This is a genomic window from Flavobacterium sp. W22_SRS_FP1, assembly GCF_052113685.1.
Taxonomy (GTDB): Bacteria; Bacteroidota; Bacteroidia; order Flavobacteriales; family Flavobacteriaceae; genus Flavobacterium.
In genome coordinates this window covers 221,267-236,047 of the sequence record NZ_JBGQOE010000001.1, presented here as the reverse complement: position 1 = coordinate 236,047, position 14,781 = coordinate 221,267, and the positions used below count along the sequence as shown (strand labels likewise).

The following is a 14,781-nucleotide window of genomic DNA, read 5'->3' as shown; positions in this document are numbered from 1 at the left end:
GGGTAAAAAGAACTAAGAGCTATACCTCTTTTTTGATCAGAATGTAGACCTAGAAATAGATTGGATAGCCCGATCTCGCAGATATGTTTTTTTAGACAAGGTTAGGCTATCGGGATTTCGTGTTCCGCAGATTATTTTATGATTGCAGCGAATTCCTGCTTATATTCTGGTGTTTTTATTATATTTGATTACAAATTAGTAGAAAATCTATTCAGCGACCAGAATTACCATACATTTATCAAATGATCTGTAACTGATTTATTTCAGAGTTGTATAGGTTGTAGCACTAACATAAAATAACGGAATTTAAAACGGAATTTAAAAATTGTTACCTCAAAATTAACTTTGCCAAGCATACGATATTAAAAGACCCACATTCAAACGTTCGTTAATTCATTTTTAATAGAAATCATCAAGATTATGAAAAATTCATTCAAGCTTTTAATTGCATTATTAACTTTTACCGCCTGCTCAAAACAGGTAGAAAATAAAAATGACGCTATCACAGGAATAGATTTTACAATGCGGCCCGGTGATGATTTTTTTAGATATGTAAATGGTAAATGTTACGATTCTGTAGCGATTTCCGCCTCACAAGCTGGAGTTGGCGCCTATATGTTTATGAATTATCCACAACGTATGCGCCTTCAAGGAATATTGGACAGTATTTCACAAAGCAAGAATCCTACGGGAAGTACAGCACAAAAAGTAGGGGACTTTTATGCGTCTGGTATGGATACAGTAACTATTGACAAACGTGGTTATGCGCCTATTAAACCTTTACTTGCCAAAATTGAAGCTATAACTGATATACCTTCCTTAATGCATTTTGTGGCTGATCAAGCAAAAGTGGACAATTCTTCAATTTTAGCTTTTGGAGTGTCATCCGATGATAAAAATAGCAGTATGAACATTGCCCACGCCTACCAAACGGGTATCGGTTTACCTGACAGGGACTATTATTTCAAATCTGATTTATCGACTGTTGCCATACAAGAATCGTACAAGAAATACCTTACTTCATTATTTCAACAGACTGGAAGCAATACCGAGGAGTCCAAAAAGAATGCTAATCTGGTGTACGACATTGACAAACAACTCGCTGTTTCGCATAAAACAAAAGTTGAGCTGCGGGATGTGCAGGCAAATTATAATAAGATGGCTGTGACAGATCTTGTAAAAACACATGTTAACATAGGCTGGGGCGATTTATTAGCTAATTTAGGTGCCAAAACTGATTCAATCGACATAGCCCAACCCGCTTATTATGATGCCCTTAATAAACTCCTAAAGACTATTCCCATAAATAACTGGAAAGTGTACTTGAAAGCAAATTCTATAGAAAGATATGCAGATGATTTAAGTAAACCTTTTGTTGATGCTGCATTTGAGTATACCAAGGTATTATCTGGGCAAGCTGTGCAAAAATCGCGGGGCGAAAAAATAACTAGTGCTATTGATAATTATCTGGGCGAAGCCTTAGGACAATTGTATGTCAAGAAATATTTTTCGGAAGATGCCAAGAAACGGATGTTGGTCCTGGTTAATAATGTTCAAAAAGCGTATGCTGAGAGAATTGACAAGTTGGAATGGATGAGTACCGCTACAAAAGAGAAAGCGAAAGAGAAACTGTTTGCCATCACCAAGAAAATAGGATATCCCGATAAGTGGAAAGATTACAGCAATGTGCAAATAGTTAGAGACTCGTATTTTGAGAACGTCGTATCGGCTTCTGCAGCTGCATATCAACGTCAGTTGGCTAAATTGGGTAAGGCTGTTGATAAAACCGAATGGTATACAACACCTCCAACAGTTACAGCGTATAACAATCCTACCGCAAATGAGATCGTCTTTCCCGCTGGTATTTTACAAGCGCCTTATTTCGATAATAATGCTGATGACGCGCTTAACTATGGTGGTATTGGAATGGTTATAGGCCATGAAATAACCCATACTTTTGATGACCAAGGTGCACAATACGATAAAGATGGTAACTTAAAAAACTGGTGGACAAAGGATGATTATAAACAGTTTAAATCCAGAATACAACAGGTTATCGATATGTACAGTACCTATACCGTTTTGGATAGTTTACATGTCAACGGAGCTATGACCGTTGGTGAAAATACGGCAGATATAGCTGGAATAGCTGTCGCCTACGATGCTTTTAAAATGACCAAAGCAGGACAGGACACTACAAAAATTGGCGGTTTTACTCCAGATCAACGCTTCTTTTTGTCTGTTGCAAAAATATGGCGAGTGAAAATGAAAGACGAGTTCCTGCGTTTGTGGATTAACAACAACCCACATTCTCCGCCGGCTTTACGTGTTAATGGTCCATTAATGAATACTAGCCCTTTTTACAAAGCATTTGATGTACAAGCTGGAGATAAAATGTTTTTGCCAGAAAAGGATAGAATTACAGTTTGGTAGTACTGTGATATCATAGAGCAATCTATAAAACCAGCTCCGCAAAGTATAGCTACTGCGCAAATATCTCTGACCTTGCCCAATATTAATATGTGATATTATTGAAATTTTCAAATGAAAGGAGTTTACGTAATAAGCGACAAAAAAACCCGAAGTCAAAATTTAAGATATTTCAGAGAGTAATTATATTGAACTTATCCTAAAAGTAATGCTGTTTTAACGCCACTACTTATAGAAAAATCGTCGGCAATAGTTTTAGGGAAAAAGTGTATATTTAACATCCTTTTGAAAATATAAATTGTGCTGAAACTTTGGTTAATTGCAATTCTAATTTTTATTGTTTCAACATATATACTTGCGAAATATACTTTAAAATCAAACAGAAAAGAAACGGGCGAGAGAATTTGGAGGTTTGGGAATGGAAGGTTTACTTATTGGCGTATTCTTGCTTTGTGTAGTTTTGGAATAACAGTTGTTCTAATTATGAATTGGATCGGAAGTACTATCCTCTAAAAATTAAAATGTTTTTAAATAAGTAATTCAAGGAAAAATAAATGTAAAATTTATTTTTCCTTGAATTACAACTAAGTAGTAAAACTAAAGGCAACACAGGTCTCCAGCAATTTCTAAATTTAGTGTCATTAGCATTTTTTATAGTATTTTCGTAAATCAGAAAACAATCCTTTTCATAACTTGCAAACGTCTAGAAGCACAAGAACATTGGTGACAATATTATGAAACACAGCAAACAATACGAACAACATTTTGATTAACAATTAAAAACATAAATAAAATGGATAATGAAGAAAAAATATCAGCTGCACAAAAAATGTTAGGTGACTTTGCACCAAAACTTTTAGGTTATACTGACAATGTGCTTTTTGGTGACTTATGGGAAGGAAAAGAGCTTTCACGTCGGGAAAGAAGTCTAATTACTGTTGCAGCTTTGGTTGCGGGCGAACATTCTGGACAACTTAAGTTTCATTTAAATTTTGCAAAAGAACACGGATTGACCGAGGAAGAACTTAAAGAAGTCATTACTCACCTAGCCTTCTACACAGGCTGGCCAAAAGCCATGACTGCAATAATGATAGCAAAAGAGGCGTTTGAAAATGAAAAATAATATGAATCAAAACAAGATTGACATTTTTGAGAGAATGCTTAGCGGAGGATTAATTCCTTTTACTGACCCAGAATATCCAAAAATATTTGAAGAAGTTTCTAAAACAATTAATTTATCAGTTGCACTCAATACGTCAATTAATGTTGATCAAATTAGAGAACGATTGAGTGAAATAATTGGACAGCAGATTGACAAAAGTACAACAATCTTTACACCATTTCATACCAACTTTGGAAGGCATATTCAGATTGGTAAAAATGTGTTTATCAATCATGCCTGTACGTTTTTAGACCTTGGTGGAATTTTTATCGAAGACGATGTACTCATTGGTCCTAAAGTCAGCATTATCACAGAAAGTCACCCTCTAAATCCGAAAGAACGTAAAATGCTTGACCTTAAATCAATAAATATCAAGCGAAATGCGTGGATTGGAGCAAATGCAACAATACTTCCAGGCGTAACTATTGGCGAAAATTCTGTTGTTGCGGCAGGTTCAGTAGTAACTAAGAACGTTCCAGCTAATACAATTGTAGCAGGAATTCCGGCCAAGATTATCAAGGAAATTTGAATTATGGAATGTCTTTTTTTTTTAGTATTCACCTTAGGTTTTACTTATATGTCAAATTAAAATAGTCCGATCGGGCGGATTAGTTTTTTTAGACAATGTTAGCGAGGATTTGTAATCCGTGCGCGTAGAAAGCACCGACAAAGGAAATCTACAAAGTATAAGTTCAAAAAAGAGCTCATGAAAATATATTTTAACTAATCACTGCAGCAGTCCGGCGCTGCCACATCATTTAGGACGAGCTATTTGCGGGTAAGTATCTAGTAATGAGTCATCCCAGTGACTGAAAGAATTTTACGATTTGACTCAAGGCTTGTTGCAAATCATTAGGTAAATCAGTACTTGCAAAAGGATGCGATGCACCAAAAACATGATTGGTATCTTCAATAATAGAGACAGTACAATTGGGCAGGTTTTTCACCAAATTTATTTCTGCTACAGGAACCGCTTCGTCTTTTCCACCATGGACAAATAAAAATTTTCGTTTATCGGCTTTTAGTAAATTTCGGAAATCTAATTTATCTTTTATTTTCTGCGTGTTTTCGGCTAATTGATAATACAGTGGCATTTTTTGATTTGTTCTTCCGTTCAGGACAAATTTAACCCCGTTTTCTTTCCATAGTTTATCGTTCAATTTTCCATAGCGAGTTACTGGGTCCAGAACTGCTGCTAAGCTGGCACAAGAAACAATTTCCGGATGTGACAAGCTGTACGCGAGAGCAGTTGCTCCGCCCTTAGAATGCCCTATTAAAAATAGTTTCTTAAAATCTACGCAATCTGCAAAACTTTCGGTTTTTAGCTGGACTAACAAAGCCTCGATATCTTCGAGCTCTTTTTCAAAGTTATTAGCACCAAATGCCTCTAAATCTACAAATTCCGAAGGATGCATAGGAGACGTTCCGTTGTGAGAAAAATTTAATTTTACAAATTGAAACCCACTTTGCACAAAGTAATTCGCCATCAAGTTGAATGCACCCCAATCCTTGAATCCATTGAATCCATGGCAAAACAAAATTAGAGGTCGCTTTTGGTTTACTGTATATTGAATATCGAAGCCAGCTGATTTACCATCGGCGCCAGTGTATGTCCCTTGTTGTTTCATAAGTCAATCTTTTTGTAAGATCAGAGTATCGCTATACAAAAATATATTGTAGTCCATAAGTCTCTGATGTAAAGACACAAAGATAGTTCAATCATCTTCAATGATTTTATATTCAGAATCAAGAAAACCAATTCACCACTCTGGTGCTTGTATATCGACAATTCTGGTTCTCGTTTGCAACTAGGGCCTACTTACTTTTGAAACCAGAGTAGATTATCTATGATAGGGCTAATTAAAAAAAACTCTTAATTATATTACCTCGCAAAATTCTCTATCCCTCTTATCTTCATTATTCAGGATGACAAGACTGTGGTGCAATCCCTCCGTATACTCAGAGCCCTACATTATTCGACTAAAAGTAATTAAACCGATAAAAACTGTTTGAGCAGATTGCGGTTTTAGCGTAATTATCGTTTTCATTCAAACTTTAGTGAAACCGCAAATATACCTCTTCACAATCCTCAAATGTCTTGGGGCTTCAAAACGTTGATATTAATTTAACGAAACATTACCGTAGCATTAAACTTTAAAAAACTATCTTCGAAAAAATCAATCTATTAAATTAGACAAGGTTTTTATTGCTTTGGCAAAAAATTTGTACAATAAACGCCAAGTGACCGTAATGTCCATTATATAAGGCATTAAATCCGATGGTCCCCATAAGTTTCTCATTTTGAAACGTTAAAAAAGTTTGGAAGCTTTACAATAACCCTAATAACTCCATTATAATTTTACTAAATGAAAGAAAATCCCTTAACTATGGACATGCTGTTAGATCAACTAATAGGATTAGATATCATCCAATATGCAGCAATTCCAATGATTTTACTTGTAATACTGGAGTGGATTCTCACAATTGTACAAAAAAAAGATTATTATAACAGCTTAGACACTATATCAGCCACATTTATAGGTGTTGTAAATGTGGGTATCTCCGCCTTATTAAAAATAGGGATTTTTGCAACTATGCTGTTTTTTTATAATGTCATTCCTTGGAGCATCCCGCGTGAATGGTGGGCCTATATTCTTTGCATTATTACTATAGATTTTTTCAGATACTGGTCGCATCGATTAACTCATGTTAATCGTTTTTGGTGGGCAACTCATGTTACACACCACAATTCAGAAAAATACAACTTATCCGTGGCCTTTCGGTTGGGCTGGACGCAACACATTAAATTCATCTTCTTTATTCCTATAATTTTAATGGGATTTGACCCTGTACTATTTTTTATATGTCATCAAATCGAAGTACTCTATCAGTTCTGGATTCATACCGAATATATTAGAAAATTACCGGCTCCAATTGAATACATTTTTGTCACACCATCTCATCACAGAGTTCATCATTCAACAAATCATCAATACATAGATAAGAACTTTGGATCAACACTTATTATTTGGGACAGAATATTTGGTACTTTTGAAGCAGAAGAAGAGCAAGCCGTCTATGGTATCACGACACCACTTAACACCTATAACCCCGTTACTTTAAACTTTCACGAATGGAAAGACATGTTACTTGATGTAATTAAAAGTAGGTCACTAAAAGAAGCATATGCAATGATGTTTACTAGCCCATCTAAATTAGAAGCTGTTAAGAATGAATTCAATACAATTAAAGCTAAACAGAAATAGCTTTATACTTAAATTTAGGAAATGAAAATACTATCAATCATACTCGGAGTAATCCTATTAGCCTTCATTATTGTACAGCTTTATGCCATAAATGGACAAAGAAATATCGAAACCTACCCCTATGAGGTCAGTAAAAAGTATGATGCCTTTGAAATACGAAGCTATGAAGCCACTTTATTTACTTCTGTCAAACTATCAACTAATACATATAAAGATGCTTCCAGTAAAGGCTTCTCTATTTTGGCAGGATATATTTTTGGTGGAAATGAAAAGAATGAAAAAATAGCAATGACTTCGCCAGTTGCCATGTCTTTAGAAGACTCCATGACTATGATGTTTATGGTTCCAAAGAATTTTAAAAAAGAAACACTTCCTCAGCCTAATCAATCCCAGATTAAATTTAAAGAAGAACCTGCAAAAACTGTTGCTGCAATCAGCTTTGGCGGTTGGGCTGATGATGAAAAAATAGAAAAGTACAAACAGAAGTTAAAATTAGCTTTAGATGCTGAGGGAATAATTTACACAAACCGATTTTACTTTTTCGGTTATAACCCTCCTTTTGAAGTTTTTAATCGTAAAAATGAGATTGTTGTCGAGCTGGAAACAAAGACTCCTAACATCCCAAAATAATGTTGAACAGAATTTACAGCTTTGATACTGTCTCCTTATTTGTTATTGCAAAATAACACTAACAGGCCATTATGAAGTAAAAAAAGGAACTACATTTCATTAATGTGGTTCCTTTTATATATTACTTTAAAGTATTTAAACTTCTAGATTATTTCATCCAAGAATCAACCAAAACTTTATTGGCTTCATAAAATTCTTTTGCTCCAGCTTCTTCGCCCTTGTCTTTAATCACGGTCATTAAGTCAGCCAATTGTTCTTCCTGTAGGTTAAAGTTTTTGAAAAAAGTAGCCGCTTCAGGTTGATCTGCTTCAAATCCTCTTCTTGAGATAATTGTACAAGCATCTTTTGGGTAAACTCCTTTAGGATCTTTTAAATATTTCAAGTCGTTTTGAGACCATTTGAAATGTGGTTTCCAACCTGTTACTACAATCCACTCTTTATCTCTGATTGCTTTCTCAAGACTAGCTACCATTGCTGGTCCACTTGATGTGATTTGCTCGAACTCTAGGCCATATTGGTCTATAGCTTTCAGCGTGTTGGCATGAATACCAGAACCACCACCAATACCAATAATTTCACTATTGAATTTGTCTTTATTAGCGTTCAACTCTTCTATCGAGTTAATTGTTACATAAGAAGGAACTACTAAACCAGTTGTACCCTCACTGAACGATTCGCCTAATACTAGTAATTTATCACCGTAGTCGGCCCAATAATCTTCGTGTGTATTCGGAAGCCATGCATCAAGAAACACATCTCCTTTTGAGTCGTCTTTTGATAATTCACCATATATCAAGCCTGGTGCTAGGTTAGTAAGTGTCACCTCATAACCGTCTGCTTCAAGTGCTACTTTTGCTAAATAAGTGAACGCAATACCTTCAGACCAATTGGGATAAAAGATGCTAACTTCTTTTTTATTTTCGCCTTCTTCATTTTTCTTATCACTGTCCTTGCACGAACTAACTGAAGCAGTTAATAGTACAGCTACAAGTAAGATTCCTAACTTTCTCAATTTTAACATAATTAAATTTATTTATTATTATTCTCGTTATTATTATTTTTTCTTTGCAATTGCTTGTGTGGTTCTGTCTAAAATTATAGCCAATATCACAATACCTAATCCAGATTCAAAACCTTTTGCAATGTCGTTCTGTTGAATTCCCTGATAAACTATACTTCCCAGTCCTTTAGCACCAACCATTGATGCGATAACCACCATTGATAAAGCCAATAATATTACCTGATTAATTCCAGCCAAAATTGTTGGTTTTGCCAAGGGCAACTGTATTTTAAATAAAATTTGTCTTTCGGTTGCACCAAAAGCGCGCCCAGCTTCAATCACATCCTCTGCAACATTTCTAATTCCCAGACTAGTCAGGCGTACTGCCGGCGGGAGAGAGAAAATCACAGTAGCCACAACTCCTGGAGTGTTTCCTACACTAAAAAAGAAAATAGCTGGAATTAGATAAACAAAGGCAGGCATGGTTTGCATTAAATCAAGTATGGGTCTAATAATCACATCAGCTGTTGTACTTCTTGCAGAAACAATTCCCAACGGAACACCAAAAATTAACGCAATCAAGGTTGAAACAATAACCAAGGTGGTTGTTTGGATGGATTCATCCCAGTACCCCATCGCCCAAATCAGCAATAATCCAAAAACGGCAAATAGTGCTAATCCTGCTCCTTTTTTAAATCCTTCCTTTTTAAAAGCACTTTTACCAGCATTGGCATAGTAAGCCCCTACGGCTACCACTGCGATAATGATGTAGAAAGGAACACTAAGTAACACATCGTTCATACTGTCAACGGTCCACGAAATAACGCCATCAATGGCTTCCCACAGTCCGGAAAAATTATTTTCCAGCTTATTAATACCAATTTCTATATATTTACCAAGATCAATTAACTTTTCCATATTACATTTCGTTTGCACGTTCTTTTAGTTCACTTATTTCTTTTTCTTCAAATCGCGTAGCTTCAATAACCAACGAAGTTTGAGATATTAGACCAAGTAATTTCCCGGTTTCTTCCTCTATAACTGCCAAAGGATATTTAGTACCTGCAATCAGGGGTAACATATCTTCTACGGAATAGCTTTTATATACACTAGGCACGTTTGTATTAAGTGCTTTCTCGATAGACATTTCTTTTTCGTTTTCCAGTTCTAAGAGGTCTTGCAACCAGACATAACCAAGAAATCTTTTCTTTTCATCCTCCACGGGAAGAATATCAACTCCTATTTCACGCATTTTACGGATAGATCCTTTGGGTCCATCTTTAGCGATTTGAACTAACGTCATCTTTTTAAACATAAGCGATTCGGCAGTAATAATACTTTTTCGATCTACTTTATTAACAAACGCTTCAACATATGGAGTTGCGGGTCCTGTCAGAATATCTTCTGCAGTTCCAATTTGTTCAACAACACCATCTTTCATAATAGCGATGCGGTCACCAATTTTCATGGCTTCGTCTAAATCGTGAGTGATAAATACGATTGTTTTTTGCAACTTGTTTTGTATGGCCAATAACTCATCCTGCATATCTGATTTAATGAGTGGATCAAGTGCAGAAAACGCTTCATCCATAAGTAAAACTCCTGGATCGTTTGCTAGAGCTCGTGCTAAACCTACTCGTTGTTGCATACCTCCTGACATCGCAGCTGGATATTGATATTCATACCCTTTTAAACCCACTGTTTCAAGTGCCTTTAGCGCTTTTTCTTCCCGTTCCTCTTTTTCTTCTCCCCTAATCTCTAGTCCAAAAGCAGCATTCTCAAGAATAGTTCTGTGCGGAAGAAGACCAAACTTTTGAAACACCATACTCATTTCTGTACGTCTGGTTTCCAGTAGCTCTTTATTTGTCTCACGGGTGATATCATGATCATCAAAAAACACTTTACCTGAGGTAGGTTCGTTAAGTCTGTTCAAGCAACGGATTAAAGTAGATTTCCCACTACCGGACAAGCCCATTATAACAAAAATCTCTCCTTCTTTAATTTCAAAGCTAACATTGTTGACTCCAACAGTACATTTTGTCTTCTTCAGAATTTCTTCTTTTGAAACCCCTTTCTGAAGCAGCGCAAGAGCCTCTTGTTTACGTTTTCCGAAAATCAATGTTAAATCCTCAACCTTGATTTTTATTTTTCTTTTATCTTCCATATATCTCTTTTTCCTAATTAAAAGTAATTATCAATATTGAAGCGCACTTACCTCTTAGCATAAGCAAGACTATTAGAGAATGTATTTCCTCAAACAGATCTGAACCAGAGTTAGTCTTGTCCTTGCGCCACATTCTAGTAGGTCTCAATATTTCCTACACTAATTAATATCCATTTAACACCAATAAAAAAAATATAGCTATTATCTGATTTGTGAAAACCAAATTATAGGCCTTAAAAATTTTTCGTTATTTTGTTTGTGAATTTTACTTTTGATGGGGGGCAAAAGTACAAATAAAAGGCACCTTAAACAAATCTTAACGCATAAATCGAGGATTACTAATCGTTGTCGACCCCCGAAATAGCTGAATAATCAAGATTTAAGCACAGTAAATATTTGATTAATCCAGGCTAATATTCGCCAACACTGAAAACCAACTTCCTATTGAGAATAGAGCATAGCAATTTTAAAACGGCTTACTCTAAACGAGAATTTTGATAAGATTGCTGAGCAGTTCGCTGTCGCTCGACTCTTTCTTTAAAAGTATAAAAAGACTGCGATGAAAAACCTCACATTTAGCCACTATACGACGTCATTTGACTAAAAGCAGCCTCGGTCTCAATAGCAATTTTAGTGGATTATCCATTTTATTTATATATTCGTACTGCCGAAGATACTCGTTTTCATAAACTGCTAACTACTTAGCTAAGCTTATAAACCATTTTAAAAATACTAATCATAGCAAAAAACGAACCATTTACAGTTTTACAAATATGAAAACAGTCATCAAAATCATTTTATTCTTCTTTCTCGCAAACTCAGTCAATTGTTTTGCTCAAAGCAAAATTGAACGATCCAAAAAGGATCTCACTAGTCGGTCAAGAACCGATAACGATAATAAAGATAATGAACGGGATTCAAATTCTTCAAGTCCTATTTCATTCGATAATGAATCTAGAAACATTTTGCTTCAAGGATTTATGTATCTTACTTATTATTCTATAATTGGAATTATGAGATAGAAAACCATCTACATAACAATTTAACAGACTATCCTTATTACAGCAATCTATCTGGTAATTTCCAGAATTCAAACTCAGTTTCTCCTACAGTTAATTATTTAAGGCTTGACTTAGAAAATCAATTTCTTTTGAGTCACAACAATTTATATGGAAATCATTTAAAAGCAAAGATTCGTCCCTATCAGTATTTTTACATACAAACAGATTTATACACAATCATAGAATACAATAAAACTGAAAAGAATTACAGTAATTTGTCTTTATTAAACATCAATATTTGTTACGACAGAATAAGATTTGATCGATTTAATTTGGGCTGGAGCCTAGGCTTAAATTATATTGCAAATGACATTAAAAAAGCCGGATTTAGTTATGGTTTAAATACTGATGTTTTTCTTTCCAAGCCTTACAGCCTCTATAGCTCAATTAAATGGAGCTCAATAAATAATGTTCCTGTCAATGAGTTTGAATTGAAATGCAGATACCATAAAAAGAACTATTTTCTTGCAGTGGGCTATGAACATTTAAAGATAGGATCACCCACATATGATTTTTTGTCAATCGGTGGTGGGTTATACCTTTTTTGATTTAGAGATTCCAAATAAAAGAGCAAAATGCATAGAAAAAAGATCTCTGTCACTTTTCAAATTTAATGGAATTGCGGTTTTTAGTTGTATTTTCGTCCAACCAAAAATACTTATTCAAAAAAATCGCAATAAATTAAAAGTAATTTGACAAAAAAATATCCATCGAAAGTATCTTACGGATTATTGATTTTTATATTCTTGGTGTTTTTTGGACCATTAATTCCTCGTTTAATAAAGGGTCCACTTCAAATAGATATGATAGGAGTGATTGGATTTCTTTTATTGGTGTTTATTTTTATTTTACAGCTTTTTTTTAAAACAGAATACACAATTGACAATACAAAACTAAAAATAAAATGTGGTCTATTTTATTATACTACTATCGAAATAAACGAAATTAAGGAAATATCAAAAACAAAAAATATTATTTCATCACCAGCTCCTTCATTTGACCGGATTGAAATAAAATATGGAAAGTTTGATGAAATTATAATTTCACCTAAAAACAAGTTTGATTTTGCAAAAGATTTGACTCAAATAAACCCAAAAATAAAAAACAATATAACTGAGTAAAAAAAACGCTGCACAACACACTCGATGTAAAAGAGGGGTTTAAAGCTGATTTTTTGCTTTGAAATTTAGTAAATAACAAATCATAAAATTCTAAAATTTTCGCTATCGAAAAAGTTCGAAATCGTACTGAAAAACATGAATTTCTCCTATTAAACCATATAGAAGTCATAATCATTTTTGTCCAATTGAAACAAGAATTACTTATAACAGCTCCCTTTTTTACTTTAGAATGGAGTCAAGATCTAGTTAAATAAAGAGCAGGTGAAAAAGCAAAAAAATGAAGAATCAAGCTGGAGTATTTGTCAAGAATGTAAAGGACGTGGCAAAACAAGTCGAGGGCTACCCAAAAAAGTAAGACTCCGCTATAAGGTAGCATTGGATCAATTTGAAAAAATGAAAGGCGAGGGGGCAACAGCTCCAGTTTGTCCTAAAGCCCCCCTATACTCCTGCTCGAACTGTTCTGGATCTGGGTTGATTCCTGCTACTAGTCCTCCTACAGTGGATAAAGAAAACTATCCACAGGTTGCTATTATTGGTGGTGGTATCGGAGGAATAGCCCTAGCTGTCGCTTGTTTACACCGTGGAATCCCTTTTAACCTTTATGAGCGGGACAAGGACTTCAATGTTAGATCTCAGGGCTATGGACTCACTTTGCAACAAGCTAGTAAAGCTATTGAGGGCTTGGGCGTTTTTTCATTAGAACAAGGAGTAGTTTCAACAAGACATGTTGTTCATACTACAAAAGGAAAAGTGATTGGGGAATGGGGAATCAGAAAGTGGATGCAGTCAGGTGCGAAAACGACTCCAAAACGTACAAATGTGCATATTGCACGTCAATCTTTGCGCTTGGCTTTGCTTGAGCAACTAGGCGGATATGATGCGGTAAAGTGGGGACATCAGTTAGTAAATTTAAAACGATATGAGGATCAAGCAGTTGGTATTAGCTTTTTAGTCGACGGGGAGATCAAGCACACCACAGCCGACCTTGTGATTGGAGCCGATGGTATTCGTAGTTCGGTGCGGAATTTGCTTGTTGGCGAGGATACAAGCCCATTACATTACCTAGGCTGTATTGTGATATTAGGTATTTGCCCATTGTCATCTCTTGAAGGACTTAATAGTCCTTTGCTGGACGCGGCAACAGTGTTTCAAACAGCTAACGGCAATGAACGAATCTACATAATGCCCTATGATTCAGAATCGGTGATGTGGCAACTTAGTTTCCCAATGCCAGAAAACGAGGCCAAGGCGCTAAGTGCAAAAGGACCTCAAGCTCTCAAAGAAGAGGCCTGCCGCAGAACCAACTGGCACGATCCCATACCTCAGATTCTAGCGGAGACCCAAGAAGCTCAAATTTCTGGCTATCCCGTGTACGACCGAGAATTACTCTCGTCAGAATTGTTAGAGCAAGCAGGCCCAGTGACTCTTATCGGAGATGCTGCTCACCCAATGAGCCCATTTAAAGGGCAAGGGGCAAATCAAGCACTTCTGGATGCGCTCGCGCTGGCACGAGGAATATCAAAAGGATGTAAACCCTTATCTCAATGGAGAGAAACTGGACTGCGGAAAAGTGTCTTAATTGACTTTGAAGCTGAAATGTTAGAACGCAGTGCTTTCAAAGTAAAAGCTTCTGCAGCCGCGGCAGAGTTTCTACATTCTGAGCTTGTGCTACATGAAGCTGATCAACCTAGAGGGAGCGCCATAAAGAAAATTGACTCCTAACAAAGCGCTTAAGCCCAGCTTAATACTTAGTCATACTTAATAGACAAGCAGTTCTGATTTTGAAAAAGTAGCATGCTATACGTTTGTAAACAAGAAGTCTAAAACATAATCAACAGCTATTTTCTGGGATTTTTTTACTTATGTAGCTAGACCTTTTGATTACTAATGAATTAGATAATAACTTCACTATTACTGATAGAGAAATTGAAGGTGTAAAAAATCAAA

At 35.5% G+C, this 14,781-nt stretch carries 13 protein-coding genes; 8 read left to right on the top strand and 5 right to left on the bottom strand.

Going from position 1 to position 14,781, the window contains the following annotated elements:
* Positions 1–420 precede the first annotated feature (420 nt).
* The 3 genes from ACEN2H_RS00930 to ACEN2H_RS00920 all read left to right on the top strand — a co-directional run bounded on the left by ACEN2H_RS00930 (position 421) and on the right by ACEN2H_RS00920 (position 4,121).
* Positions 421–2,433: a M13 family metallopeptidase gene (locus tag ACEN2H_RS00930; RefSeq protein WP_441729604.1), complete on the top strand. Its 2,013-nt coding sequence runs from the start codon at positions 421–423 to the stop codon at positions 2,431–2,433.
* 790 nt (positions 2,434–3,223) lie between these two features.
* The gene (locus tag ACEN2H_RS00925) at positions 3,224–3,553 is read left to right on the top strand and encodes a carboxymuconolactone decarboxylase family protein (RefSeq protein WP_441729603.1); all 330 of its coding nucleotides are present in this window, start codon (positions 3,224–3,226) and stop codon (positions 3,551–3,553) included.
* A complete protein-coding gene (locus ACEN2H_RS00920) occupies positions 3,543–4,121 on the top strand; it encodes a sugar O-acetyltransferase (RefSeq protein WP_441729602.1) in 579 nt (192 codons plus the stop codon). The genes ACEN2H_RS00925 and ACEN2H_RS00920 overlap by 11 nt, the downstream gene beginning before the upstream one ends.
* 268 nt (positions 4,122–4,389) lie before the next feature.
* On the opposite strand, the gene ACEN2H_RS00915 is transcribed toward ACEN2H_RS00920, so the two are convergent.
* Positions 4,390–5,220: an alpha/beta hydrolase family protein gene (locus tag ACEN2H_RS00915; RefSeq protein ID WP_441729601.1), complete on the bottom strand. Its 831-nt coding sequence runs from the start codon at positions 5,218–5,220 to the stop codon at positions 4,390–4,392.
* A gap of 549 nt (positions 5,221–5,769) precedes the next feature.
* Entirely contained in the window at positions 5,770–5,892 is a 123-nt protein-coding gene (locus ACEN2H_RS00910; RefSeq protein WP_441729600.1) for a hypothetical protein, read from the bottom strand.
* Positions 5,893–5,958: 66 nt separating this feature from the next.
* On the opposite strand from ACEN2H_RS00910, the gene ACEN2H_RS00905 reads away from it, so the two are divergent.
* Both ACEN2H_RS00905 and ACEN2H_RS00900 read left to right on the top strand, forming a co-directional pair.
* Positions 5,959–6,858 (top strand): sterol desaturase family protein, encoded by a 900-nt coding sequence (locus tag ACEN2H_RS00905; RefSeq protein ID WP_441729599.1) that lies wholly within the window; start codon positions 5,959–5,961, stop codon positions 6,856–6,858.
* A 21-nt stretch (positions 6,859–6,879) separates the two neighbouring features.
* A complete protein-coding gene (locus tag ACEN2H_RS00900) occupies positions 6,880–7,488 on the top strand; it encodes an SOUL family heme-binding protein (RefSeq protein WP_441729598.1) in 609 nt (202 codons plus the stop codon).
* A 148-nt stretch (positions 7,489–7,636) separates the two neighbouring features.
* On the opposite strand, the gene ACEN2H_RS00895 is transcribed toward ACEN2H_RS00900, so the two are convergent.
* From ACEN2H_RS00895 to ACEN2H_RS00885, 3 genes are read right to left on the bottom strand one after another with little or no spacing between them, the layout of a single operon-like run.
* Positions 7,637–8,509 (bottom strand): glycine betaine ABC transporter substrate-binding protein, encoded by an 873-nt coding sequence (locus tag ACEN2H_RS00895; protein ID WP_441729597.1) that lies wholly within the window; start codon positions 8,507–8,509, stop codon positions 7,637–7,639.
* Between the two features lie 33 nt (positions 8,510–8,542).
* Positions 8,543–9,406 (bottom strand): ABC transporter permease, encoded by an 864-nt coding sequence (locus ACEN2H_RS00890; protein WP_441729595.1) that lies wholly within the window; start codon positions 9,404–9,406, stop codon positions 8,543–8,545.
* Between the two features lies 1 nt (position 9,407).
* Positions 9,408–10,652 carry a quaternary amine ABC transporter ATP-binding protein gene (locus ACEN2H_RS00885; RefSeq protein WP_441729594.1) on the bottom strand — a complete coding sequence of 415 codons (1,245 nt, stop codon included), beginning with the start codon at positions 10,650–10,652 and terminating at the stop codon, positions 9,408–9,410.
* Positions 10,653–11,802: 1,150 nt separating this feature from the next.
* On the opposite strand from ACEN2H_RS00885, the gene ACEN2H_RS00880 reads away from it, so the two are divergent.
* The 3 genes from ACEN2H_RS00880 to ACEN2H_RS00870 all read left to right on the top strand — a co-directional run bounded on the left by ACEN2H_RS00880 (position 11,803) and on the right by ACEN2H_RS00870 (position 14,556).
* The gene (locus tag ACEN2H_RS00880; RefSeq protein WP_441729593.1) at positions 11,803–12,261 is read left to right on the top strand and encodes a hypothetical protein; all 459 of its coding nucleotides are present in this window, start codon (positions 11,803–11,805) and stop codon (positions 12,259–12,261) included.
* A 144-nt stretch (positions 12,262–12,405) separates the two neighbouring features.
* Positions 12,406–12,834: a PH domain-containing protein gene (locus ACEN2H_RS00875; RefSeq protein WP_441729592.1), complete on the top strand. Its 429-nt coding sequence runs from the start codon at positions 12,406–12,408 to the stop codon at positions 12,832–12,834.
* 261 nt (positions 12,835–13,095) lie between these two features.
* Positions 13,096–14,556 (top strand): FAD-dependent monooxygenase, encoded by a 1,461-nt coding sequence (locus ACEN2H_RS00870; protein ID WP_441729591.1) that lies wholly within the window; start codon positions 13,096–13,098, stop codon positions 14,554–14,556.
* Positions 14,557–14,781: the final 225 nt, after the last annotated feature.